This is a genomic window from Pseudomonas sp. HMSC057H01 (assembly GCF_001836405.1).
GTDB classification, from domain to species: Bacteria; Pseudomonadota; Gammaproteobacteria; order Pseudomonadales; family Pseudomonadaceae; genus Pseudomonas; species Pseudomonas aeruginosa.
This window is the reverse complement of record NZ_KV828511.1, coordinates 1-24,303: the sequence shown is the minus strand read 5'-3', so window position 1 is coordinate 24,303 and position 24,303 is coordinate 1. Positions and strand designations below refer to the sequence as shown.

At 65.1% G+C, this 24,303-nt stretch carries 21 protein-coding genes and 1 pseudogene; 5 read left to right on the top strand and 17 right to left on the bottom strand.

Annotated elements, in window-relative coordinates:
• Positions 1-2: 2 nt before the first annotated feature.
• Positions 3-779, bottom strand: coding sequence for a DeoR/GlpR family DNA-binding transcription regulator (locus tag HMPREF2581_RS22935; RefSeq protein WP_003083169.1), 777 nt, complete (start codon positions 777-779; stop codon positions 3-5).
• A gap of 346 nt (positions 780-1,125) precedes the next feature.
• On the opposite strand from HMPREF2581_RS22935, the gene eutH reads away from it, so the two are divergent.
• Both eutH and HMPREF2581_RS22925 read left to right on the top strand, forming a co-directional pair.
• Positions 1,126-2,361 (top strand): ethanolamine utilization protein EutH, encoded by a 1,236-nt coding sequence (gene eutH / locus HMPREF2581_RS22930; protein ID WP_003087169.1) that lies wholly within the window; start codon positions 1,126-1,128, stop codon positions 2,359-2,361.
• 59 nt (positions 2,362-2,420) lie between these two features.
• Complete coding sequence (locus HMPREF2581_RS22925; RefSeq protein WP_003140246.1) at positions 2,421-2,777, top strand: DUF1937 family protein; 357 nt, start codon at positions 2,421-2,423, stop codon at positions 2,775-2,777.
• Positions 2,778-2,858: 81 nt separating this feature from the next.
• Here HMPREF2581_RS22925 and HMPREF2581_RS22920 read toward each other — a convergent pair whose 3' ends face one another.
• From HMPREF2581_RS22920 to gcl, 10 genes are all read right to left on the bottom strand, one after another.
• Positions 2,859-3,857 (bottom strand): sulfate ABC transporter substrate-binding protein, encoded by a 999-nt coding sequence (locus tag HMPREF2581_RS22920; RefSeq protein WP_003087175.1) that lies wholly within the window; start codon positions 3,855-3,857, stop codon positions 2,859-2,861.
• 128 nt (positions 3,858-3,985) lie between these two features.
• Positions 3,986-5,641, bottom strand: coding sequence for a mucoidy inhibitor MuiA (muiA, locus tag HMPREF2581_RS22915; protein ID WP_003087176.1), 1,656 nt, complete (start codon positions 5,639-5,641; stop codon positions 3,986-3,988).
• A 123-nt stretch (positions 5,642-5,764) separates the two neighbouring features.
• Entirely contained in the window at positions 5,765-6,391 is a 627-nt protein-coding gene (locus HMPREF2581_RS22910) for an HD domain-containing protein (protein ID WP_003083175.1), read from the bottom strand.
• On the bottom strand, positions 6,378-7,229 hold the full coding sequence (locus HMPREF2581_RS22905; RefSeq protein ID WP_003083179.1) for an ion transporter: 852 nt from the start codon (positions 7,227-7,229) through the stop codon (positions 6,378-6,380). The genes HMPREF2581_RS22910 and HMPREF2581_RS22905 overlap by 14 nt, the downstream gene beginning before the upstream one ends.
• 64 nt (positions 7,230-7,293) lie before the next feature.
• A complete protein-coding gene (locus HMPREF2581_RS22900; RefSeq protein ID WP_003110698.1) occupies positions 7,294-8,208 on the bottom strand; it encodes an urea transporter in 915 nt (304 codons plus the stop codon).
• Between the two features lie 366 nt (positions 8,209-8,574).
• Positions 8,575-10,008, bottom strand: a complete 1,434-nt coding sequence (gene pyk, locus HMPREF2581_RS22895) for a pyruvate kinase (RefSeq protein ID WP_003087178.1) — start codon at positions 10,006-10,008, stop codon at positions 8,575-8,577.
• Position 10,009: 1 nt separating this feature from the next.
• The gene (locus HMPREF2581_RS22890; RefSeq protein ID WP_003117785.1) at positions 10,010-11,275 is read right to left on the bottom strand and encodes a glycerate kinase type-2 family protein; all 1,266 of its coding nucleotides are present in this window, start codon (positions 11,273-11,275) and stop codon (positions 10,010-10,012) included.
• Positions 11,276-11,571: 296 nt separating this feature from the next.
• Positions 11,572-12,462, bottom strand: coding sequence for a 2-hydroxy-3-oxopropionate reductase (locus tag HMPREF2581_RS22885; protein WP_003087180.1), 891 nt, complete (start codon positions 12,460-12,462; stop codon positions 11,572-11,574).
• A gap of 74 nt (positions 12,463-12,536) precedes the next feature.
• The gene (hyi, locus tag HMPREF2581_RS22880) at positions 12,537-13,319 is read right to left on the bottom strand and encodes a hydroxypyruvate isomerase (protein ID WP_003087181.1); all 783 of its coding nucleotides are present in this window, start codon (positions 13,317-13,319) and stop codon (positions 12,537-12,539) included.
• Between the two features lie 95 nt (positions 13,320-13,414).
• Complete coding sequence (gene gcl, locus HMPREF2581_RS22875) at positions 13,415-15,190, bottom strand: glyoxylate carboligase (protein WP_003087182.1); 1,776 nt, start codon at positions 15,188-15,190, stop codon at positions 13,415-13,417.
• A gap of 328 nt (positions 15,191-15,518) precedes the next feature.
• Here gcl and HMPREF2581_RS22870 point away from each other — a divergent pair, with 328 nt between their 5' ends.
• Positions 15,519-15,950 carry a GlcG/HbpS family heme-binding protein gene (locus tag HMPREF2581_RS22870; protein WP_003083199.1) on the top strand — a complete coding sequence of 144 codons (432 nt, stop codon included), beginning with the start codon at positions 15,519-15,521 and terminating at the stop codon, positions 15,948-15,950.
• A 404-nt stretch (positions 15,951-16,354) separates the two neighbouring features.
• Here the strand turns inward: HMPREF2581_RS22870 and HMPREF2581_RS22865 are convergent, their stop codons facing one another.
• The gene (locus HMPREF2581_RS22865) at positions 16,355-17,005 is read right to left on the bottom strand and encodes a TetR/AcrR family transcriptional regulator (protein ID WP_003110702.1); all 651 of its coding nucleotides are present in this window, start codon (positions 17,003-17,005) and stop codon (positions 16,355-16,357) included.
• Positions 17,006-17,240: 235 nt separating this feature from the next.
• Between HMPREF2581_RS22865 and moaA the strand changes: the two genes are divergently transcribed.
• Together moaA and HMPREF2581_RS22855 are read left to right on the top strand one after the other, a co-directional pair.
• Positions 17,241-18,236, top strand: coding sequence for a GTP 3',8-cyclase MoaA (gene moaA, locus HMPREF2581_RS22860; protein ID WP_003110703.1), 996 nt, complete (start codon positions 17,241-17,243; stop codon positions 18,234-18,236).
• A gap of 184 nt (positions 18,237-18,420) precedes the next feature.
• Positions 18,421-18,750, top strand: a complete 330-nt coding sequence (locus HMPREF2581_RS22855; RefSeq protein WP_003087185.1) for a low molecular weight protein tyrosine phosphatase family protein — start codon at positions 18,421-18,423, stop codon at positions 18,748-18,750.
• A 91-nt stretch (positions 18,751-18,841) separates the two neighbouring features.
• Here the strand turns inward: HMPREF2581_RS22855 and HMPREF2581_RS22850 are convergent, their stop codons facing one another.
• The 5 genes and pseudogenes from HMPREF2581_RS22850 to HMPREF2581_RS22830 all read right to left on the bottom strand — a co-directional run.
• The gene (locus HMPREF2581_RS22850; RefSeq protein WP_003083208.1) at positions 18,842-20,209 is read right to left on the bottom strand and encodes a nucleobase:cation symporter-2 family protein; all 1,368 of its coding nucleotides are present in this window, start codon (positions 20,207-20,209) and stop codon (positions 18,842-18,844) included.
• A gap of 683 nt (positions 20,210-20,892) precedes the next feature.
• On the bottom strand, positions 20,893-21,153 hold the full coding sequence (locus HMPREF2581_RS22845) for a PAAR domain-containing protein (RefSeq protein ID WP_003083211.1): 261 nt from the start codon (positions 21,151-21,153) through the stop codon (positions 20,893-20,895).
• 12 nt (positions 21,154-21,165) lie between these two features.
• Positions 21,166-22,308: a T6SS immunity protein Tli4 family protein gene (locus HMPREF2581_RS22840; RefSeq protein WP_003140240.1), complete on the bottom strand. Its 1,143-nt coding sequence runs from the start codon at positions 22,306-22,308 to the stop codon at positions 21,166-21,168.
• The gene (locus HMPREF2581_RS22835; protein WP_003111916.1) at positions 22,305-24,014 is read right to left on the bottom strand and encodes an esterase/lipase family protein; all 1,710 of its coding nucleotides are present in this window, start codon (positions 24,012-24,014) and stop codon (positions 22,305-22,307) included. The genes HMPREF2581_RS22840 and HMPREF2581_RS22835 overlap by 4 nt, the downstream gene beginning before the upstream one ends.
• Positions 24,011-24,303, bottom strand: a pseudogene (locus HMPREF2581_RS22830) (Rhs element Vgr protein); the annotation flags it as partial. The pseudogene HMPREF2581_RS22830 and the gene HMPREF2581_RS22835, both read right to left, overlap by 4 nt.

Here is a 24,303-nt window from a genome sequence, read left to right as displayed (position 1 = left end):
AGTCAGGCCTGCGGGGTGCGCAGGGGGGCTTCGTGGACTTCCACCCGTGCCTGTTGCAGGGCTTCCCAGAGTTCCCCGGTAGGCTTGCGGTCGACCACCAGGCGGTTGATCCGGCTCAGCGGGAAGACCTGGAACAGGGCGCGCCGGCCGAGCTTCGAGGAGTCGGCGATAACCGTCAGTTGGCGGGCCTGGGCGATCATGGCACGGGCGATCTCGGCTTCCTCGATGGAAAAATCCATGGCGCCATCGCCGTTCAGCGCGCCGACGGTGATCACCGCATGCTCGGCGTTGAACCGGGCGATCTGCTCAATGGCCAGGGCGCCGACGTTCTGTTCGGATTCCGGGCGGTACTCGCCGCCGATCATGAATGCACGGTTGCCGGAGGCGCCGACGCTGCCGGCGATCAACAGCGAGTTGGTGATCACCGTCAGATGGCTCTGGCGCGCCAGTTCGCGGGCGAACAGCAGGGTGGTGGTGCCGGTGTCGATGAAGATGCTGTCACCGGGCCCGAACAGGCCGGCGGCGTAGCGGGCGACTGCGCGTTTTTCCTGGGCGTGCTCGTTCATTCGGGTCTGGAAGGCGTTCTCGTGCTCGCCGCTGGGCGGCAGGGCGGCCCCTCCGTGGAATTTGCTGACCAGGCCTTGTTCGGCCAGCGCGGCGAGGTCGCGGCGAATGGTTTCCTGGGAGGTGGAAAGGGTCCGCGCCAGTTCGTCCACCGAGATCCGCTCGCGCTGGCGCAGCAATTCGAGAATGTGGCGGCGGCGTTCCTCGGGGCGCATCGTGTTCTCCCATGGGCCGCATCCTGGTGCGGCGATTGTTACCGTGAATCGCCCGGTAGCGCCTGGCGGCGCTGGGCGGAAGGGGGCGGGGCGAGGCTTTGCGCAGGCCCGGCGGAAAATCCCACAGGTCCGTAAGGCAGGTACGCTCTTGGATTGGCCGCCTACTTGACCGTATGGGTGACCAATTTAGGTAAAACGAACCTTCAAATCAACACGAAAACCAAATTGTGGCACGCGAAATGCGAGTGTTCGCTTCGGCGGAGCGACCGGCGTGGCCGGCCTCCCGACCAGACAACCAGAAGAACGCATCCCGCTACGGGAGCCTGCCGAGGGGAGAACGACGCAGATGGCCGAGTTCGGAAACTATGTGATTTACCTGATCATGCTGGGTGCGGTACTTGGCGCGCTGGCTTCCATCCTGCGCCCGGAAAGCGGTCTGGGCCGCGAGTTCGTCAACGGCATCCACGCCATCGGTCCGGTGTTCCTCGCCCAGGCCGGCATCATGGTAGCCATTCCCTATCTGTCGAAGGCGATTTCCCATGCCCTCGGCCCGTTCTTCCAGACCCTCGGTTCCGACGTATCCATCGCCGCGCTGTCGATCATCGCAGTGGACATGGGCGGCTACCAGTTGGCCGATGCCCTGACCGCCAACCGCGACATGTGGATTACCGCCATGCTGGTGGGCTACACCTCCGGCGCGACCATCGTCTACCTGATCCCGGTCGGCCTGACCATGCTCGAGCGCAAGGACCACAAGTACCTGGCGCTGGGGGCGATGGCCGGGTTGATCAGCATTCCGTTCGCGGTGCTGGCGGCGTTGCTGCTGATTACCCTCAACCACATCCCGGTGCGCGAACTGGTATCGACCGGTTCGCCGGCCCTGCACTACCTGTCGCTGGACTTCCTCGGCATGCTTCGGCTGCTGGCGCCACTGTTCGTCTTCTGCTTCCTGCTGGCCGCCGGCCTGAAGTACCGGGCGACGGCGATGGTCACCGGGTTCCTGGTATTCGGCAAGGTGATGGACGCGTTCATCAAGATGGCCCTGGCGCTTTCCATCGTCCAGCACTTCACCGGAGTCTTCACCAAGGTCTTCGGCGGCTGGGGCTTCGACCCGATGTTCGCCGACGAGAAAGAGTTGTTCCGCGCCATCGAGATCGCTGGCTACATCGGCATCATGCTGGCCGGGACCTTCCCCATCTGCTACCTGTTCCAGCGCTACTGCAAGCGCCCGATGGCGGTCCTCGGCCGTTACCTGGGGCTGTCCCAGCCGGGCGCCACCGCCTTTGTCATGGTGCTGGCGAACATCATCGCCACCTACCACCTGTTCAAATACATGAATGCTCGCGACAAGGTGCTTTGCGTGGCCCTGGGCGTCTGCGCCCAGGCCACCATCGGCGATCACCTGGCATTCACCGCCAACTTCCAGCCGACGCTGATCCTGCCGATCCTGCTCGGCAAATTGTTCGGCGGCCTGCTGGCGGTATTCATCGCCATCCGCATCTCGGTGCCTGCCGCCGAGCGCTATGCCCGGCAGGAGCAGGAGCATGACGAGGCGGAAAAAAGCGCCCTGCACGCAGCCTGAAACATCCCCCGACGAGCGCCGCGAGCCATCGCGGCGTCGCTTTCCGCAACGAGGTAACCATGCGCAAGATATTCCTAGCCTGTCCCTACAGCCATACTGACGCCGAGGTGGTCGAGCAGCGCTTCCGTGCCTGCAACGAGGTCGCGGCGACCATCGTCCGCGCCGGCCACGTGGTATTCAGCCAGGTTTCCATGTCCCACCCGATCAACCTGTGCCTGGCCGATCTCGACCGCGCGGCGATCGGCAGGTTGTGGGCGCCGGTGGACGCCTTCTACATGGATCACCTGGAAGAGCTGATCGTCCTCGACCTGCCGGGCTGGCGAGACAGCGCCGGCATCCGCCGCGAGATGGAGTTCTTCGAGGCCGGCGGACAGCGGGTGAGCCTCTGGTCCGAGGTGGAGCACGAGTTTCGCTGAGGCGGCAGTGGCTGAACTGCAAGCCGAATGAAAAAGCCGGAAGCGCTCACGCTTCCGGCTTTTTCGTCAAGCGGCGAGGGATCAGTTGGGGCTGTAGATCTGGTCGAATACGCCGCCGTCGATGAAGTGGGTCTTCTGCACGCTGCGCCAGTCGCCGAAGGTCTTCTCCACCGAGAAGAAGTCGACTTTCGGGAAGCGGTCGGCGAACTTGGCGAGGATCTCCGGGTTGCGCGGGCGCAGGTAGTTGTTGGCGGCGATGGTCTGGCCCTCGTCCGACCACAGGTACTTCAGGTAGGCCTCGGCCTGGGCGCGGCTGCCTTTCTTCTCGACCACCTTGTCGACCACCGCCACCGGAGGCTCGGCCTCGGCGGACACGCTCGGGTAGACCACCTCGAAGCCGCCTCGGCCGAATTCGCGGGCGATCATCTCGGCTTCGTTCTCGAAGGTCACCAGTACGTCGCCGATCTGGTTCTGCATGAAGGTAGTGGTGGCGGCGCGGCCGCCGGTGTCGAGCACCGGTACCTGCTTGAACAGTTTGCCGACGAACTCCTTGGCCTTGTTCTCGTCACCGCCGTTCTTCAGCACGTAGCCCCAGGCGGAGAGATAGGTATAGCGGCCGTTGCCGGAGGTCTTGGGGTTCGGCACCACTACCTGGACGCCGTCCTTGAGCAGGTCCGGCCAGTCCTTCAGGGCCTTGGGGTTGCCCTTGCGAACGATGAACACGGTGGCCGAGGTGAACGGCGCGCTGTTGTTCGGCAGGCGGGTCGCCCAGTCCTTCGGCACCAGGCCGCCGTTGTCGGCGAGGGCGTCGATGTCGGTGGCCTGGTTCATGGTGATGACGTCGGCGGGCAGACCGTCGATCACCGAGCGCGCCTGCTTGCTGGAACCGCCATGGGACATCTGGATGGTGATGTTCTCGCCTTTCTCCGCTTTCCAGTATTTCTGGAAGGCCGGGTTGTATTCCTTGTAGAAGTCGCGCATCACGTCGTAGGAGACGTTGAGCAGGGGCTGGGCGGCGTGAGCGGCGCCGCCGAGCGCCAGGCCGGCGGCCAGCAGGGAGGCGCTGAACAGTCGTTTCACAGGGCAGTTCCTTTGGGCATGTTGTAGTGGCTCGACTATAACGTCGGGTTATATGCAGGGTAAATATCAAAAACTGCTTTGCTTATTACCCGCTCGAGCCTATGCCGCGGCCGGCGCTTTGGCCAGCGCTAGTCGAGGCCGCTGACCGCCAGGTCCTTGGGATACTCCACGCTGAACTTCAGGGCGGCGCTGCGTTTCTCGCCGGGTTGCAGGGTCCAGTCCCACTTCAGCTTGCCGTCGTCCTCGCGCTTGATTTCCTGCGCCTTGGGTTCCAGCAAGGTGACCTGGATCTGCTCGTTGCGCGAGACCGGCAACTGGTCCTCGAACTGCACGCGTTCGGCGTTCTTGTGGTTGTTGCGCACGTCGATGCGGAATTCGTAGTTGACCCGCGTGCGGTTGCCGATCAGGCCGCTGCTGTCGGTGTAGCGCTTGACCAGCTTGCGTTCGATGCCGATGCCCTCGTCGGCGCCCAGTGCCAGTTCGAAGCTTTCCCCGGGCATCACCCCGCGCAGATGGCCGCTGGCGACGAAGCTGTTGCCGAGAAAGGTATTCAGGGTGCCGGGGAGCAGCGGGTAGTCGCTGTCGTTGCGGGTTTCCGCCTCCAGGTAGGCGGTTTCGCGCAGGGCCGGGGCCGCCAGGTAGCGCAGCTTGGCCGGCATTTCCAGGCGGGCGATGGTGACCTTCTGCGCGCTGCCGTCGCTGTTCAGGGTCGCCGGCACGGGGATGTGGAAAGAGGCGCTGGCGGCTCCGCTGCTGACCTCCGCGGTGGCGAGCCGCGCCTCGGCCAGCTTCGGCGCCGAGGCCGGCATGGCCATCTTCGCCGAGGTCCTGGCGATGGGCGCGGCTTGCGGCATGGGCGCCGGAGCGTCCTGCATGGCCATCTCGGCACCGTAGTAGGCGTTGGGCGCGTCGATGTCGACGATCCAGGGATTCAGCCGCGGTACGTTGCCGCCCAGGGCCGGACGGGCGGTGGAGAGGGTCAGGTCGATGTCGGTCCAGTCTTCGCCGCTGCTCTGCCGGACCAGGCCCTGGTAGGTCAGTTCGATGGTCTTCGCGCCGTCGCGCAGGCGCGCGTCGTAGGTCGGCTGCCAGGAGGCGTCGCGCAGGGTGTAGTCGAGCTTCACCTCGACCTGTGCCGGTTGCTCCAGGGCGACCCGCAGGACCGCGCGCTTGAAGCGCTTGCCGTCGCCGTTGAGGGTGCCGCGCTGCTCCTGCAACTGCTGCTTGCGCTGTTCCAGTTCGGCGGCGCGGTCGTCCAGCTGGCGCTGCTCGGCGAGCAGGCGTTCGAGGTTGCCTTCGGTCAGTTGCAGCAGGCTCTTCAGCTCGTCGATGCCGGGCATGGGGCGATCCTTGCCGGGCTGGGTGCTGCCGCTCTGGATGTCGGCGAGGAACTTCTTCTGCGCTTCGAGCACGCTGCCGCGGTCATGGATTTCCCGCAGTTGCCGGTCTATCTCGCGCAGTTGCTGGTCGAGTTGCTGCACACGGTTGTCGTCCGGGCGCTCGACCCGTTGCGCGGCGCTGCTGACGTCGAGCAGGGTGGCGGCGGCGCTGGCGCCGAGGGACGCGCGCAGGCTGGCGTCGTCGAGCTGGAAGGGCAGTTGCTCCAGGGCGATCTCATGCTGGCCCTTGGGCAATTGCAGGCGGGCGGTGCGGGTGACCACGGCACGGTCGGCGTAGACGGTGACCGCGCTGATGCGGCTGTCGACCGCTTGTGGCGCGGCCAGCAACGGAGCGCTGGCGAACAGGCCGGCGAACAGGAGCGGAGAGGCGGCGAGTCGATTCACGATATCTCTTCCTTGGGCGGATGGAGGGGCGAGGAACCCGTGCGTGCGGCTCCTTCCTGCTGCCTGAGACGCAAGCACGGCGAAAGACGGGTTAAGCGGCGCGAAGAAATTTTCCCGTGCGGCTCAGGCCGGCTGTTCCAGGCGCTCCAGGGCACCGCGCAGGTTGGCGCGGGCGGCGGCCTCCCAGCGCTGCCGCAGCGGTTCGCAGTGGTACAGCGCCGGTTGCTCCAGCAACTGGCGCAGCAACTTGCCGCGCCCGGCGCGGAACAGCGGTTCCGGCACCCAGGCGTATTCGGCGCGGACGTCCGCCTCGTAGCGTGCGTAGACCGGCGCCGGCGCGGCGAGGATGGCGAGGTCGAGATCCACCACCAGGGCTGCGTCGGCGTCTCCCGGCGGTGCCTGGTGACAGGTGGCCATGATCAGTTCGCGCAGGGCCGGCCGCAGCGCCGCCAGCCCGGCCTGGTCGAGCCAGCGCTCGGTGCTGGCGGCGCTGGCGGCCTCGTTGTCCTGGCGCTGGGTGTCGTAGACCAGGTCGTGGGTCCACAACGCCAGCTCCACCAGGTCCGGCCGCCGCGCCAGTTGGCGCCAGCGGTCGAAGTGCTCCAGGCAGGCGAGGATGTGGCGATCGCTGTGGTAGTGCCGGTCGGCCCCGCCATAGGCCGCCAGCAGCGCGTCGAAGGCATCCGCCGGCGGGTTGCCGCCGAGTCGCTGCCAGAGGGCGTCCCAGCGCTGCCGGTCAAGACTTCCCATGGCTGCCTTCCTCGCGAGGGAACAACGGGTTGCCGCAGCGGCAGCAGAATGCCGCCTGCACTTCGTGGGTCGCCTTGCGGCACACCGGGCAATCCCGCTGCAACAGGTTGGCCGGGTCCTGGCGCATCGCGGTGGCGAGTTCGGCGGTGAAGATCCCGGTGGGCACCGCGATGATCGAGTAGCCGGTGAGCATCACCAGGCTGGCGATGGCCTGGCCGAGCGGGGTCTTCGGGGTGATGTCGCCGAAGCCGACCGTGGTGAGGGTGACGATCGCCCAGTAGATGCCGCGGGGGATGCTGGTGAAACCGTGCTCCGGGCCTTCGACCACGTACATCAGCGCGCCGAACACGGTGACCAGGGTCATCACGGTGAGGAAGAACACGATGATCTTCTGCTTGCTGCCGCGCAGGGCGGTGAGCAGGAAATTGGCCTGGCTCAGGTACTGGCGCAGCTTGAGCACGCGGAAGATCCGCAGCATGCGTATCACCCGGACGATCAGCAGGTACTGGGCGTCGGGGTAGAGCAGGGCGAGGAAGCCGGGGAGGATCGCCAGCAGGTCGACCAGGCCGTAGAAGCTGAAGGCATAGCGCAGCGGCTTGGGCGAGCAGTACAGGCGCAGCAGGTATTCCACCAGGAAGATGCCGGTGAAGCCCCATTCGATGTAGGCCAGCAGGTCGCCGTAGTCCTGGTGGATCTCGTCGATGCTGTCGATCATCACTACCAGCAGGCTGGCCAGGATCACCAGCAGCAGCGCGCTGTCGAAGCGCCGGCCGTCGCGGGTGTCGGTCTGGAAGATGACGATGTAGAGGCGTTCGCGCCAGCTGTCGGGTGCGCTCATCGTGGCTCCTGATGATGGATGCGGCACCTTACCAGACTAGCCCGCCGGCGCCAGCGTTCCCTGCTCAGGAGCGCCGCCGGCCGAGGCGCGCGCCGAGGCTGCCGGCCAGGCGCAGGTAAAGGCGCTCGCCGCCAATGCAGAGCAGGCAGGCGAGGATGAACGGTGCGGTCAGCGCCGGCAGGCCGAGCAGGCCGAACAGCGGTTGCAGCGCCACCGCCAGGCCCATGCCGAGCAGTGGCGGCCAGGCGCTGCGGTAGCGCAAGGCCAGGGCCAGCCCGGCAAGGGCGGCGTTCAGGCCGTAGAGCCCGGCGAGCGCGCTCGCCCAGTCGTAGCCCAGCAGCCAGGCCAGCGGCAGGCTGGCCGCGGCGCCGGCGAGGGCCCAGGCGGCCGAGGGACGCGAGACCAGCAGCAGGCCGAGCCAGACCAGCAGCCCTGCCAGCGGTTCACCGAGGAAGATGATCTCGCCGATCCCCAGCGTTAGCGCCGCCAGCTCCGCCGTGCCGCTCCAGGCGCAGCTGAAGCAGCCGCCATGGGCCGCCGGGGCCAGGCCTAGCCAGGCGCCGAGGGGCACCAGCCACCAGCCGTTGAGGACGAAGCCCAGGGTATAGGGCGGTAGCCAGCGGCGTCGGCGCAGCCCATGCAGGAACAGGCGCTGCAACGCCACGCTGGCCAGGCAGCCGAGCGCTACCAGCGACACCAGCCCCGGCGACCAGGCGAAGCGGAATGCCAGCAGCATGCCGATCAGCACGGCGTTGTAGCCGTACAGCCCGGCCTCGATGTCGCTGTCGGCGCAGTGCAACAGGCGCGCCAGCAACGGGCCGAGGGCGCCGCCAAGGAGGGCGCCGGCGAGCAGCGGCGGCGCGCCGACGGCGATCGCCAGCAGGCAGGCCAGGCCCAGGCGTGGGTCGCCCTGGAGGAACACCTGGCTGATGCCGCGCAGGAGGATTCGGGATGCATTGAGGAGAGATTGCAGGGGCATGGCGGTCAGTGCGGCAAGGGCCGCTCGGCAGGCACGGAGATGCCAGGCCTACGCGAGGGGCGGGGGTGGTCATTGTAGGGTCTGGCGCGGAGGCGACGCACCCCGGACGAGAAGGCCAGGCGAGGGTCATGCATGCAGGGCGTTCCAAGAAGAAAAAAAGACCTCCGGCAGGAGTTGAACCGGAGGCCTTGAATGTCCATGGCCTGCATGGGAGTGCGCGAGGGAGGCCATGGTCCGACAAGAAGGTCTTTCCCGGATGGATGGAGACGCGGCCCCGTATTTCCGGCCCCATCCATCCGAGAGAGACAAGGGTGGCCCGACCCGCATGCCCGGGGGGACGGCGCGAGCCGGACCGAACTCGTTGCTTCAGAGATCTCCCAGCGGCGGCGCCACGGTCTCGATGCGCAGCATGTTGGTCGAGCCGGGGCGACCGAACGGCACGCCGGCGGTGACCACCACGGTGTCGCCGCGGCGCGCCATACGCTGGGCCAGGGCGATGTCGAGGGCGGTCGAGCAGATCTCGTCGACGTGCGCCAGTTGCTCGTTGACCACCGAATACACGCCCCAGGCCACGGTCAGTCGCCGCGCGGTACGCAGGTTCGGGGTCAGGCTGAGGATCGGCGCCTTGGGCCGCTCGCGGGCGGCGCGCAGGGTCGAGTTGCCCGACTCGGTGTAGTTCACCAGCACCGCCACCGGGAGGATCCGGCTGACCCGGCGGATCGCGCAGCTGATCGCATCGGAGACGGTAGCGTCGGGCTGCGGACGGTTGACCTCGAGCTGGACGTGGTAGTCCGGCTCGGCCTCCACCTGACGGACGATCTTCGCCATCATCTCTACCGCCTCGCGAGGGTATTGTCCGGAAGCGGTTTCCGCCGAGAGCATCACCGCGTCGGCGCCGGCGCCCACCGCGGTGGCTACGTCGGTCACCTCGGCGCGGGTCGGGGCGGGGGAGAAGCGCATCGACTCGAGCATCTGGGTAGCCACCACCACCGGCTTGCCGAGCTGGCGGCAGACCTGGACGATGCGTTTCTGGATGCCCGGCACGCTCTCCGCCGGCACCTCTACGCCGAGGTCGCCGCGCGCCACCATGATCGCGTCGGCGCGCTCGGCGATCGCCTCGATGGCGCTCACCGCGCTGGGCTTCTCGATCTTAGCCATGAGGAAGGCCTTGTCGCCGATCAGCCCACGGGCCTCGTCGATGTCCTCCGGGCGTTGCACGAAGGACAGCGCCACCCAGTCGACCCCCAGTTCCAGGCCGAAGGCCAGGTCGCGGCGGTCCTTGTCGGTCAGCGGGCTGAGTTGCAGCACCGCTTCCGGCACGTTGACGCCCTTGCGATCGGACAGCTCGCCACCCACCGCCACGCGGGTCTCGATGGCGTCGCTGTGGCCGTTGACCACTTCCAGGCGGATCTTGCCGTCGTCCAGCAGCAGGCTCATACCCGGCTCCAGGGCATGGATGATCTCCGGATGCGGCAGGTTGACCCGCCGCTCGTCACCGGGGGCGTCGCTGAGGTCGAGGGTGAAGGTCTGCCCGCGCTGCAATTGCACGGCACCGGCGGCGAAGCGGCCGACCCGCAGCTTCGGACCCTGCAGGTCCATGAGCACGCCGATCGGGTAGTTCAGTTCCGCTTCCACCTCGCGCACCCAGGCGAAGCGCTGCGCGTGATCGGCGTAGTCGCCGTGGCTGAAGTTCAGGCGGAACAGGTTGGCGCCGGCCTCCACCAGGGCACGGATATCGTCGCGGCTGCGGGTGGCCGGGCCGAGGGTGGCGAGGATCTTGGCTTTCTTGTCGGCTGTCATGTCAGGACTCGAGGATGAGAATGGCGCGGAAGTCGTTCACGTTGGTGCGGGTCGGTCCGGTCACCAGCAGGTCGCCGAGGGTCTGGAAATAGCCGTAGCCGTTGTTGTCGTCGAGCTCGTCGCGGATCTTCAGCCCGGCCTTTTCGCCGCGCGCATGGGAGCAGGGCGTCATCAGCGCGCCGGCGTTGTCTTCCGAGCCGTCGATGCCGTCGGTGTCGCCGGCCAGGGCCCAGATGTTCGGTTCGCCCTTTAGCTCGGCGGTGAGGCTGAGGAGGAACTCGGCGTTGCGTCCGCCGCGACCGTTGCCGCGCACGGTGACGGTGGTCTCGCCGCCGGAGAGGATCACGCAGGGCGCCGCCAGCGGCTGGCCGTGCTTGCGGATCTGCCGGGCGATGCCGGCGTGGACCTTGGCGACTTCCCGCGCCTCGCCCTCCAGGTCGCCGAGGATCAGCGTCGAGAAGCCGGCCGCGCGGCACTTCACCGCTGCTGCGTCGAGGGCGTTCTGTGGCGTGGCGATCAACTGGAAGTGGCTGCGCGCCAGGCACGGGTCGTCGGGCTTTACGGTTTCCGAACGCGGGTCGGCGAGCCAGTCGAGGACGTTCTGCGGTACGTCGATGGCGTAGCGCCTGAGGATCGCCAGGGCGTCGGCGGAGGTGGTCGGGTCGCCGACGCTGGGGCCGGAGGCGATCACCGTGGCCTCGTCGCCGGGAACGTCGGAAATCGCGTAGGTATAGACGCTGGCCGGCCAGCAGGCCTTGGCCAGGCGACCGCCCTTGATCGCCGAGAGGTGCTTGCGCACGCAGTTCATCTCGCCGATGGCGGCGCCGGACTTGAGCAGCGCCTTGTTCACCGCCTGCTTGTCCGCCAGGCCGATGCCTTCGGCAGGCAGCGAAAGCAGTGCGGAGCCGCCGCCGGAGAGAAGGAAGATCACCCGGTCGCTCTCGTTCAGGCCGCTGATCAGTTCCAGCACGCGACGGGCGACGCGCTCGCCGGCGTCGTCGGGCACCGGATGGGAGGCTTCCACCACCTCGATGCGACTGCATTGCGCGCCGTAGCGGTAAGGCGCCACTACCAGGCCCTGGATCTCGCCCTGCCAGTGCTTCTCCACCACTTCGGCCATGGCTCCGGCGGCCTTGCCGGCACCGATGACGATGGCGCGTCCGCTGCGATCTTCCGGCAGGTGGTCGGCCAGCACCTGGTAGGGATGGCCGGCTGCCACCGCGGTATTGAACAGCTCGGTGAGAAAGGCGCGTGGATCGGTACTCATGACAGGCTCCGAATTTCTTGTTGTCGTGCCGCCGGTCGGGCCGGCGGTCGCAGCGTCGTCGACGCTTCCATTCCGCAGCACCCGCGCCGGCGGGAACTGGGGAATGGAAGCGAGGCGCCCGGACGCAGAGGCCGTGAATCTCCCGGCCGGGCGTTCGCTTCCTTTACCCCGCCTTGTGGGCGGGGAAGGAAGAGGGCGGCGGCGAACACCGGAGTTCGCCGACCGTTCCTCTCCCCGAGCCCTTCGAAAAGGGGTTCGTCGCTCCGCGCGGGGTGACGGCCCGCGCGGACTGCGGATCACTCGTCGCGGATCGAGAAGTTGGCCATGTGCTCCAGGCCCTTGATCAGCGCCGAGTGGTCCCAGTTACTGCCGCCGATGGCCGCGCAGGTGCTGAACACCTGCTGGGCGTTGGCGGTGTTGGGCAGGTTCAGGTTCAGCTCGCGGGCGCCGGCCAGGGCCAGGTTGAGGTCCTTCTGGTGCAGGCTGATGCGGAAGCCCGGGTCGAAGGTGCCCTTGACCATGCGTTCGCCGTGCACCTCGAGGATCCGCGAGGAGGCGAAGCCACCCATCAGCGCCTCGCGCACCTTGGCCGGATCGGCGCCGTTGCGGGCGGCGAACAGCAGGGCCTCGGCGACCGCCTGGATGTTCAGCGCGACGATGATCTGGTTGGCCACCTTGGCGGTCTGGCCGTCGCCGTTGCCGCCGACGCGGGTGATGTTCTTGCCCATCGCCTGGAACAGCGGCAGGGCGCGTTCGAAGGTGTTCGGGCAGCCGCCGACCATGATGCTCAGGGTCGCCGCCTTGGCGCCGACCTCGCCGCCGGAGACCGGGGCGTCCAGGTACTGCGCGCCGGTAGCCTTGATCTTCTCGGCGAAGCCCTTGGTGGCGGTGGGGGAGATCGAACTCATGTCGATCACCACCTTGTTCGGGCCGACGCCCTCGGCGATACCGTCCTTGCGGAACAGCACATCCTCGACCTGCGGGGTGTCCGGCACCATGACGATGATGAACTCGGCTTCCTGGGCCACTTCCTTCGGGTTGGCCAGGGCAATGGCGCCGGCCTCCAGCAGGTCGGCCGGAGCGGCGTCGTGGTGGGTGGAAAGGAACAGGCTGTGGCCGGCCTTCTGCAGGTTCTGCGCCATGGGCTTGCCCATGATTCCGGTGCCGATGAATCCGATCTTGGCCATGAGAGTGTCTCCTGGTTCTGTCTGTCGAGTGGCTCCGCGCAGGGAGGCGGGAGCGTCTTGTTCGTGGGTGCGGATCAGACGACGTTGTGCGTCTTCATCCAGCCGAGGCCGGCTTCGGTGGTGGTGGCCGGCTTGTACTCGCAGCCGATCCAGCCCTGGTAGCCGATGCGGTCCAGGTGCTCGAAGAGGAAGCGGTAGTTGATCTCGCCGGTGCCCGGTTCGTGGCGGCCGGGGTTGTCGGCGAGTTGCACGTGGTTGATCGCCGCCAACTGGTTTTCCAGGGTGCGGGCCAGGTCGCCTTCCATGATCTGCATGTGATAGATGTCGTATTGCAGGAACAGGTTGGCGCTGCCGACCTTGTCGCGGATCTCCAGGGCCTGGCGGGTGTTCTGCAGGTAGAAGCCGGGGATGTCGAGGGTGTTGATCATCTCCATGACCAGGCGGATGCCTGCGGCTTCCAGCTTGTCGGCGGCGTAGCGCAGGTTGTCGACGAAGGTCTTCTCGACGCTGGCGCAGTCGTGCCCCTGCGGCCGGATCCCGGCGAGGCAGTTCACCTGGCGGTTGCCCAGCACCCTGGCGTAGGCGATGGCCTTGTCGACCCCCTCGCGGAACTCCTGGACCCGATCCGGGTGGCAGGCGATGCCGCGCTCGCCCTTGGCCCAGTCGCCGGCCGGCAGGTTGAACAGCACCTGTTCCAGGCCGTTGGCTTCCAGGCGGGCCTTGATCGCCTCGGCCTCGACGTCATAGGGGAAGAGGTACTCGACGCCGGCGAAGCCGGCCTTGGCGGCGGCGTCGAAGCGTTCGAGGAAATCCACCTCGGTGAACAGCATGGACAGGTTGGCGCAGAAACGGGGCATGTCTTGCTCCTATCGTTCGTTCAAACGTTCGGGAGGCCTTTCGCCGGGGGCGGGGTGCCGCACGCACCGTCCGCGCCTCCGGGAAAGGCCGGCGATCAGTCGAGCAGCGAGATGGCGGTCGGCGCGTCGGCGCCTTTCTCGGCCAGTTCCTCGAACTCGTTGATGGCGTTGATCTCGGTACCCATGGAGATGTTGGTGACGCGCTCCAGGATCACCTCGACCACCACCGGCACCTGGTGCTGCTGCATCAGTTCGCGGGCCTTGGCCAGGGCGGCGCCGATCTCGTTCGGGTCGAACACCCGGATCGCCTTGCAGCCCAGGCCCTCGACCACCGCGACGTGGTCGACGCCGTAGCCTTCCAGCTCGGGGGCGTTGATGTTGTCGAAGGCCAGCTGCACGCAATAGTCCATGTCGAAGCCGCGCTGCGCCTGGCGGATCAGGCCCAGGTAGGAGTTGTTCACCAGTACGTGGATATAGGGCAGCTTGAACTGCGCGCCGACCGCCAGTTCCTCGATCATGAACTGGAAGTCGTAGTCGCCGGAGAGCGCCACCACCTGGCGGCTCGGGTCGGCCTTGACCACCCCCAGCGCGGCGGGAATGGTCCAGCCCAGCGGGCCGGCCTGGCCGCAGTTGATCCAGTGGCGCGGTTGGTAGACGTGGAGGAACTGTGCGCCGGCGATCTGCGACAGGCCGATGGTGCTGACGTAGCAGGCATCCTTGCCGAAGAACTCGTTCATCTCTTCGTAGACGCGCTGCGGTTTCACCGGCACGTTGTCGAAGTGGGTCTTGCGCTGCAGCGTGCGTTTGCGCTGCTGGCAGCTTTCCAGCCAGGCGGCGCGCGACTTCAGCTTGCCGGCGGCCTTCCATTCGCGGGCCACTTCGAGGAATGCGTCGAGGGCGGCGCCGGCGTCGGAGACGATGCCCAGGTCGGGCATGAACACCCGGCCGATCTGGGTCGGTTCGATGTCGACATGGATGAAGCGGCGACCTTCGGTATAGACCTCGACGCTGCCGGTGTGGCGGTTGGCCCAGCGGTTGCCGATGCCGAGCACCAGGTCGGATTCCAGCAGGGTGGCGTTGCCGTAGCGGTGCGAGGTCTGCAGGCCGACCATGCCGGCCATCTGTGGGTGGTCGTCGGGGATTACGCCCCAGCCCATCAGGGTCGGGATCACCGGGATGCCGGTCAGCTCGGCGAATTCGCGGAAGCGCTCGGCGGCGTCGGCGTTGAAGATGCCGCCGCCGGCCACCAGCAGCGGGCGCTCGGCTTCGTCGAGCATGGCCAGGACCTTCTCGGCCTGGACCCGGGTGGCCTTCGGCTTGCTCACCGGGAGGGGCTCGTAGGCGTCGATGTCGAACTCGATCTCGGCCATCTGTACGTCGAACGGCAGGTCGATCAGTACCGGGCCGGGCCGGTCGCTGCGCATCAGCTGGAAGGCCTTCTGGAATACATAGGGGACCTGGGCCGGTTCCAGCACGGTGGTCGCCCACTTGGCCACCGGCGCGGCGATGCTGGAGATGTCGACCGCCTGGAAGTCTTCCTTGTGCAGGCGGGCGCGCGGTGCCTGGCCGGTGATGCAGAGAATCGGGATGGAGTCGGCGGAGGCGGAGTAGAGGCCGGTGATCATGTCGGTGCCGGCAGGGCCGGAGGTGCCGATGCAGACGCCGATGTTGCCGGCCTTGGTACGGGTGTAGCCCTCGGCCATGTGCGAGGCGCCTTCGACGTGACGGGCCAGGACATGGTCGATGCCGCCGATCTTCTTCAGCGCGGCGTACATGGGGTTGATCGCGGCACCGGGGACGCCGAACGCGGTATCCACGCCTTCGCGGCGCATCACCAGTACGGCGGCTTCGATTGCTCTCATTCTGGCCATCGTTTTGTTCCTCGTTCTTATACTAATTGTGTACAAAAGTTGGAACGATTCTAGGCAGAGGGGGAGCGCAAGGTCAAGATGGGTTGTATACGCTGGAAAAAGCCACTGAAATCAATTTTTCCTTAATAAAAACAATGAATTAACATTTTTGTTAGCAGGCTTATAAAACCAGCGTTTGAAAAAATGTATACAAAATTATGTTCATATTGTTCTGGAATGTTGCTTTCGTAGGGCCGGTCGGCTACTAGATTGGGTACAAATTTTCGAACGCGCCCGCATCGCGGGTGGTTTCCCGATTTCTAGCCTTAACAACTCGAGAGGAACGACCATGACCACCATCAGTCTGGAAACCGCGCTGGGCATTACCCGCCAGGCGCTGGCGGTGGGGCGCGAGCTGTCCACCGCGCCCCTGACCATCGCGGTGCTCGATGCTGGCGGCCACCTGGTGGCGCTGCAGCGCGAGGACGGCGCCAGCATGCTGCGACCGCAGATCGCCATCGGCAAGGCCTGGGGCGCCGTGGCCCTGGGCAAGTCGTCGCGGCTGCTGGCGGCGGATGCACAGCAGCGGCCTTCGTTCATTTCCGCGGTGAACACCCTGGCCCATGGCAATCTGGTTCCGGCGCCGGGCGGGGTGTTGATTCGCAACGACAAGGCAGAGGTGGTCGGCGCGGTCGGTATCAGCGGCGATACCTCGGATATCGACGAGCAATGCGCGATCCAGGGCGTGTTGGCGGTCGGGCTGGTGCCCGACGCCGGTTGAGCTTGCGGCCCGCTCACCAGGACCGGGCCTTCGCTCCCTTCTTCAGGTGGCGTACGCCGCCATCCACCAGGCTCTCCGTGCCATACCTGCAGCGGGGCTCGTTCGAGGCCAGGAATAGCGCGGCACTGGCGATCTCCAGCGGCTCCCCCAGGCGTCCCGGCCAATCTTCTCCCTCAGCGCCTGGGCGGCCTCGAGATCGGTAGCGGCCTTGTCCAGCGCTGGCGTCCGGGTCGGCCCCGGGCTCAGGGCGTTGACCCGGATACCGTGCTCGAGCAACTCCGCCGATAGCGTCCAGGCGAGGTGTATGCGGAGCTGCCGCCGCGGGTCGAATACCGCGTCACGCCGCTCGGTGCGAAGCCGGCGCTGGGGCGGGGGCGGCACGCGATTGAGCGTGCCGCGGCGGGTCAGAGCGGCAGCGGCCGAAGCCGGCCGGCGCTCTTGCCGGATTGCCCGTCGGGCGCGCAGCCTTTCAGGACCAGGCGGGTGATGGTTTCCACCGCAGCGTCGTAGTCGGCGTCGCTGAGCTGTTCCTTGCCGGTGACGATGGAAATCTGCCAATCGAAGTCGGCATAGGTCTGGGTCGCCGCCCAGATGGCGAAGAGCAGGTGATGCGGGTCCACCGGGGCGAGCTGGCCACGGTCGATCCAGGTCTGCAGGCAGGTGACGTTGCGCTGGGCCTGGGCGTTCAGTTCGTCGAGGTATTCCTTCGGCAGGTGCGGCGCGCCGTGCATGATCTCGCTGGCGAAGACCTTGGAGGCATGCGGCAGCTCGCGGGAGATGCGGATCTTCGAGCGGATGTAGGCGGGCAGGGCGAGCAGCGGGTCGTCTTCCACGCGGAACGGCGCCGACGCTTGCAGCAGCGGCTCGACGATGCTTTCCAGCACGCAGCGATAGAGGTTTTCCTTGGACTGGAAGTAGTAGTAGACGTTGGGCTTGGGCAGGCCGGCGCGGGCGGCGATGTCGCTGGTCTTGGTCGCCGCGAAGCCCTTGTCGGCGAATTCCTCGCTGGCGGCGCGGAGGATCAGGCGCTTGTTGCGCTCGCGGATGCTGGTCATCAGTCCTTGTTCTTCATTGCTGCAACGGCGGCAGGAAGCCGAGGATGGTAGCACCCGCCCGGAGCGCCCCTCAAGCAAGGTGCGAGCGAGGCGGAGGCCCGGGAAATCCTGACCCGCCGGTTCATTTGCCCTATACATTTCCCGGTATTTGGAGTATTCGTTAGGGGTATCGAGTCGCCCGCTCGCACTCACCCACCGAGCGCCGGGCGAGCCCCCCGGAACAGAACGAGTCACTATGTCCGATTCCCGCCTGGTCGATCCCTTCGGCCGTCGCATCACCTACCTGCGCCTGTCGGTGACGGATCGCTGCGACTTCCGCTGCACCTACTGCATGAGCGAAGACATGCAGTTCCTTCCCCGCGACCAGGTCCTCAGCCTGGAAGAACTGTACGCGGTGGCCGACGCCTTCATCGGCCTCGGCGTGCGGCGCATTCGTATCACCGGCGGCGAGCCGCTGGTGCGCAAGGGCATCGCCGGCCTGCTGGCACGCCTGGGGCAGCGTGCGGAACTGGAAGACCTGGCGATCACCACCAACGGTTCGCAACTGCGCGAGCGCGCCGCCGAGCTGAAGGCCGCCGGCGTCCGCCGCCTCAACGTCAGCCTCGACTCGCTGCAGCGCGAACGCTTCGCCGCCTTCACCCGTAGCGATCGCCTGGAGCAGGTGCTGGACGGCATCCAGGCGGCGCGCGAAGCCGGTTTCGAGCGGATCAAGCTGAACTGCGTGGTACAGAAGGGCCGCAACGACGACGAGATCCTCGACCTGGTCGAGTACGCCCTGGCCAACCAGTTGGACATCAGTTTCATCGAGGAAATGCCGCTGGGCAGCATCACCAGCCACCGTCGCGAACTGACTCTCTGCACCAGCGACGAAGTCCGGGCGATCATCGAGCGCCGCTGGCCGCTGACCCCGAGCCTGGCGCGCAGCGGCGGGCCGTCGCGGTATTACCAGATCGGCGACGAGCCCAGCCGGATCGGCTTCATCTCACCTCACAGCAATAATTTCTGCGGCGACTGCAACCGCGTGCGCGTCACCGCCGAGGGCAAGCTGGTGCTCTGCCTCGGCCACGAGGGGGCGCTCGACCTGCGCGAACTGCTGCGCAGCCATCCCGGCGACCGCGAGCGCCTGAGCGCGGCACTGGTGGCGGCGCTGAACCTGAAGCCGGAGCGGCATCACTTCGACGCCCAGGAGCAGGTCCAGGTGCTGCGTTTCATGAGCATGACCGGCGGCTGACGGTATCCTCCTGGGGCGATGGCACCAACGGCGCCATCCGCCGCTTCCTCTCCCATGCCACCCGGGCGACCGTGTTCCGGCACGCACCGCTCGCTGCCCCGTCCCGGGAAAAGCGACGCGGCGCAACGCCGAAACGCGGCGAAGACGTCATGCTGCCTGCCGCGCCAGCAAAGGAAAGCCTCCCATGCACCGGGTCCTGTTCATCTGCAGCCGCAACCGCCTGCGTAGTCCCAGCGCCGAACGGCTGTTCGCCGACTGGCCGGGCGTCGAGACCGATTCCGCCGGGCTGGCGGCGGACGCCGAGACGCCCCTGGAGCGCGAGCAACTGGAGTGGGCGACGCTGGTCGTCGTCATGGAGCGCCGCCACCGGCAGGCTCTGCTGCGCCGGCACGCCGCGGCGATGAAAGGCAAGCGCCTGGTCTGCCTGGATATCCCGGACGACTACGCCTACATGCAGGCGGAATTGCTGCATCTGCTGGAGCGCAAGGCGGGGCCTTTCCTTCGGCGGGACTGAGTGGTGCGGACCGCGAGCGGAAAAAAAGAAGCCGGACGAAGTCCGGCCCGAGGGAAGGGCGGACCGGGAGTGTCGCCGGTCCGCCAGGGAGTCAGGAGTGCTTGGGCGCCGGCGCGTGGCTGCCGCACAAGTGGCTGCGGTCGTTGCGGCTGAGGATGTTGAACAGCAGGTTTAGCACCACCGCCCAGATCGCGGTCATGGCGATGCCGCTATGGGTGATCGGCTCCATCCAGACCGGCAGGCGGGCGAAGAAGTCCGGGCGCACCACCGGCACCATGCCCATGCCGATGCTTACCGCCACCAGCAACTGGTTGCGGCGGTCGGTGATGTTGGCCTCGTGGAGGATCTGGATGCCGCTGGCGGCGACCATGCCGAACATGGCGATGCCGGCGCCGCCGAGTACCGCCGGCGGGATCGAGGCGACCAGGAAGGCGGCCTTGGGCAGCATGCTGAGGAGGATCAGGAAACCGGCGGCGGCCACCGTGACGTAGCGGCTGCGCACCCCGGTCATCTGCACCAGGCCGATGTTCTGGGCGAACGAGGAATGGGTGAAGGTGTTCAGGAAACCGGCGAAGAACGAGGCGCCGGCGTCGCAGAGCAGGCCGCGGCGCAGTTCGGTCGGGGTGATCTCGCGGCCGGTGATCTTGCCCAGGGCGAGGAACATGCCGGTGGACTCGACGAAGATGATCACTACCACCAGGCACATCGACAGGATCGGCGCCAGGTCGAAGGTTGGCGCGCCGAAGTGCAGCGGGGTGACGATGTCGAACCAGGGGCGCTCGGCCAGACCGCCGAGGTCGACCATGCCCATGCCGCCGGCGATCGCGTAGCCCAGGCCCATGCCCATCAGCACCGAGATGTTGACCCAGAAACCGCGCATGAAGCGGTTGATCAGGAGGATGGTGCAGAGCACCAGGCTGGAGAGGAACAGGAAGTGCAGGGAGCCGAAGTCTTCCGCGCCCTTGCCGCCGCCGGCCCAGTTGATCGCCACCGGGAACAGGCACATGCCGATCGAGGTGATCACCGTGCCGGTCACCAGCGGCGGGAAGAAACGCACGATGCGCGACATGAAGGGGGCGATGAGCATGCCGAAGAAGCCGGCGGCGATGGTCGCGCCGAAGATCCCGGTGATGCCCACGCCGGGCATCCCGGCCATCGCCACCATGCTGCCGACGGCGGCGAAGCTGGCGCCCATCATCACCGGCATGCGGATGCCCATCGGGCCGATGCCCAGCGACTGGACCAGGGTGGCGATGCCGGCGACCAGCAGGTCGGCGTTGATCAGGAAGGCGATTTCCTCGCGCGAGAGGCCGGCCGCCTGGCCGACGATCAGGGGCACGGCGACGGCGCCACCGTACATCAGCAGCACATGCTGGAAGCCCACCAGCAGCAGCTGCGTCAGCGGCAGGCGCTGGTCTACGGGCGAGTCGGGGATGCGGCGATCAGTTACCACGGACATGCAACACCTCAGGCGTTTTTATTGTTGTCAGTCGCAGGCGGACACCGGAAAAGGCAGGTTCCGGCGGCCGGGTATTTCTGGCCGAACATCCACCCCAGGCTTCAGGGCGATGCGGTGGGGTGTTTTATATCCCCCTTGTGTGCTCGATTCAATCGATTTTTTGTATACAAAGTAATTTTTTGTAGTTGACCAATCGGTCTACTACAGGCTTTCCAGAGCTGCTTCCACTGTATCCATAGAACTGGCACCGGCTACCCCCGGGACGCCCGGCGGTGTACGACATTGGTCGGATAGCCGACGTGCTCTAGCCGCTGGGAGTTTTCAGCGACCACTACCTCAGTGAGCGCAAGCCCAGTGCAGCAAGGCCTTGAACCCTGTCGCCCGGGATCAGCCATGGGGCTTTGCGGAACGCCTGCTTGCATTGGCGACTACAAGCAGCGACGTGCGCGAGAGCAACCGGCTATCTGAGCGCCAGTAGATCCTGGCGGCAATGGAGACGCTCAACGAGTAAAGAGAATGCCGCCAGCGCTTGCTGGAGTGCACAACGGCAGACTGGCCAAGGTGCCAAGGCTCGGGGCAGGTCAGGCTGGACAAGAAGCCGGCGGAGTTTTCCTGAGCGTTCTACAGGATAGGCACGAAGGAGGTCGCCGAAGTCGTTCGGCATATCGAACGTCCCCCCTTTTTCAGTTTTCGGCAGCGCCCAACGGGCCACTGGCAATCAGGCTGGCACCACAAGCTGTTTTCATCCCATGTAGCGCGACCGGGACCCCATTCACATCCAGCAGGGCGCTACCTTCGGTAATGGGGAAGGTTCCCTTGCACAAGGGGCAAACCACTTGGTGGCCTACACCGGCCATCGGCTTGCCGTTGAGGTCGGTCTGGCCGAACGCCTCAATCACCGTGCCTCCATGGCTGGTGGTGTCGCCAAGGCGAATGATGTCCATCGCGGGTTGCTCCTATAGGTCGTCCAGCCAGCTGTCTTTCGGCTTCAGGCTGGAGAGGAATTCCTCGTAGACATAGTCATCACCGAGCGTTTGGCCGCCAGGCGTAGCAGGTGTCGGAGCAGGGGAAGGACCGGCATTTCCGCCACGCGGCGATGAATACGTCGGGCGCACGCGGATCGAATCGACAATGGCGTCCCACAGTTCCAAAGCCTCTTTGTCCGATTTGAAGGCAGGGGGCGGTGGTTTACCGTTTTCATTGCTGCGTTCCAGTACCGCCAGTCCCGCAGTAAGATTGGGCTCGGTTAGCGATTCCTCCTTGCCTTGAACCTCCCACATGAAGGTATAGCCGCGCTGCCCCTTATCGCTTCCCGCAACCAGATACTCCTCTCCGGGAAGGCTCCCGACAGGATGCTTTCCTTTTCTTAATGTTTCCATACCTGCAAACGTGGAGAGCAATTCCTGCATGAGGCCACCAACGCGCTCAAGCAGGTTTTTTTGCGCAGCCCCCGTTAAGGAACGAAACTCGAAGTCTACGCCGGGGTGGTTGGGGAACGTAACGCCAACCCCAAACTCTTCATCTTGAAAATTATCCCCTGCAATATAAGCTTGGTCGATGCAAAAGCCCGGCCCGCTGGGGATTTCTTTGGGCGCGCGCGAGCGTAGATTTCGAGCTAAAGTCCTAGACATCTCTACAGCACGTTGCTCTCTGTCTACCGAAACTTTCCCTTTCCAACGATAGGCATGCCACGTAGGCTTAGATGTAACATAGGTATCCAATAAATAGGTTTTAGAGGCAACCTCTGAAGACCAAGACAATAAACCTACTGATTCATTGCCAAAGTCAATTTTACGAAGAAACATGTTACCTTTGGATTTATGCTTCTGAGTCCTCCACTCTTTTTCAAGACGATCAACCCTGGCTGCCAGTTCGGTAGGTTTATCATCTAAGTACTCAATTCTGTCTCCCCATAGGTAGTATCCGGCATTGACTACCGCGTCAGGTGGCAGATCAATCAGAAAGCGACCAAAGCAATGAGTGATCCATCCGGTCTTGTCCATGGAAGAGCTCCGAGAAGAAGAAAACGAAGTGCAACTGGTCATGCTGGTCAAGACCACCAACCCAAGTACAGCAAGCAACCGACGGGGATGCATCATGTCCCTCCTTTGTCATTAGGATGCCAATCCGCCAACTGGGTGATTTTGATCACCCCATATAGCGCTGCCCATTGAGCACGAGCATCGTTGTAACTCTCCTGGTGCTCATAGCCCCGTTTTGTATTGGCCTGTCCCTTGCCCTTGCTGCCATGCCGAAAGCTGGCCTTGACGCCCGCCAGGGCAGGCGCCTGGCCGGAGTCGGTCGGTACCGTTTCGTCACCTCCGCTACCGGAAGCGTCCAGAGGATTTCCCGTCTCCAGCGGACCCTGCACTATGGTGGGCAAGCCCCGGCGGAACCAACTGTTGTAAGTGCCGTTCTCATCGTCGTTGAGTGTGGCACCAGGGGTCTCCAGAGGGGTAGGGTCACCCTTCCAGATCAGGTCGCGCCAACTATGGCGGCTATCGTCAGCTCCGTAATGGGCATAGGTCTCTGAGTGATAGCCTGCTGCTGACAATTCACCATGAAACTTAGCAATGCTATCTATCAAGTCTTCAAAGTTATCACGGGGGCCAACTCTTAAACTTTCTTTTTTGTCTGACATGTCCAGATATTGTGCATTTTGCTCAGGCACCAATCCATACCACGTAGAGCTCTTGTATATCTCTTCATAAGGGTCCTGATTCTGCGGATAAGCCCGAGGCTTTCCATCGATATCCTTGAGCACCTGCCCCTGCGCGTCGCACAGAAACAGCCAGGGACGTCCTTCCCGGTATTCGGCGCTAGGGGCCAACTCCAGCGCGCCGGCCGAATTGGCGACAACGGCTGTCACTTCACCGGCATTTCGTCCCAGCACGACCTGTGCGATACCTTCATAGCCACAGCGCATATGATGGTAGATGGTTGAGGAACCCGTCGCAGGTTGTACGCCATGTACCACCCCCAATACGCGCTCATAGCCGTGCAACTGCGTCAAGGCCCGCGCCACCAGCCCTCCCATCGAGTGGGTGACCAGAATGACTTTCATACGACTCACTTGCCCGGGATCGAGACCATACTCCTTCTGGTAGAAAGGCAACACCGTGTTCTCGATGTAGTCGCGTACATCCAGCGCCGATTGCCGGTTGGACTGTAGCCAGTTATAACCGGCGCACCAGACATCGAACTGGTATCGGCTGGCCTTGAGCAATTCCTCTTCATCGATCGGCGCAACTTTTCCCTGCTCCTCACCCTGATCTCCAGGAGGAGAGAGGGCTTCGTCATTCCACCATGCCTGGAGTTCCCGGCGGCTGACGATGTTATCCAGTCGCCTCTCCATTAAACCCATGACCGGGTTATACGCACTGCGCATGACCTTGCCCCAGCCGCGCAGGCGGGCAGCTTCTTCGGACAAACCAGATTGACCGACATCGATCGTACCCTGGTCATCGACTTCCACTCTCTCCGCTTTCAGCAATCTTTGACGAGCCTTTGCATCTCGCCAATACCAGGTCCATAACGCACCGATTGAGGCAAACAGGTCATCCATGGGCCAGAGACCGTTCGGCGGCCTCCAGACCTTGCTCTTGTCTGCCTTGTTGCGCAGGTTGGTTCCCATGATCCCCGGAATGAAGATCACCGGCAGGGGAGCGGTCTGCCGAACCAGTGCCACCTTTTCGCTCTGGTTGTCGGTACGGGTCAACTGAGCCTTGTAGACAGGCCGTCCCAGACTGTCGCGAGAGCGAGGGATGATCACATCCTGATTCGGCTCGAGCGGTTCGCTGCTCATGTGTTGGACTCCGTGTCGCTGTTGTGACTGCCCTTGCCCAGGATGCGTATCTGCACCGGGTCCACGGCCAGGTGTTGTTGCTTGGGTAAACGGCCCTGGCTGTCGGTCATCAGTTTCACCACACCACCATCGCCTCGTATCACTTCAACGGCGGTATTGGGTAACGGCTCCAGCGTGGCCTCGTCGCGCAGGACATACCGGTCATCGAACGGTGTCGAATCCCAGGCGTTGAAGCTGGTCGATGCATGAGCGGGACCGACATGACTGTGCTTCGCCGCCTTGACCACGA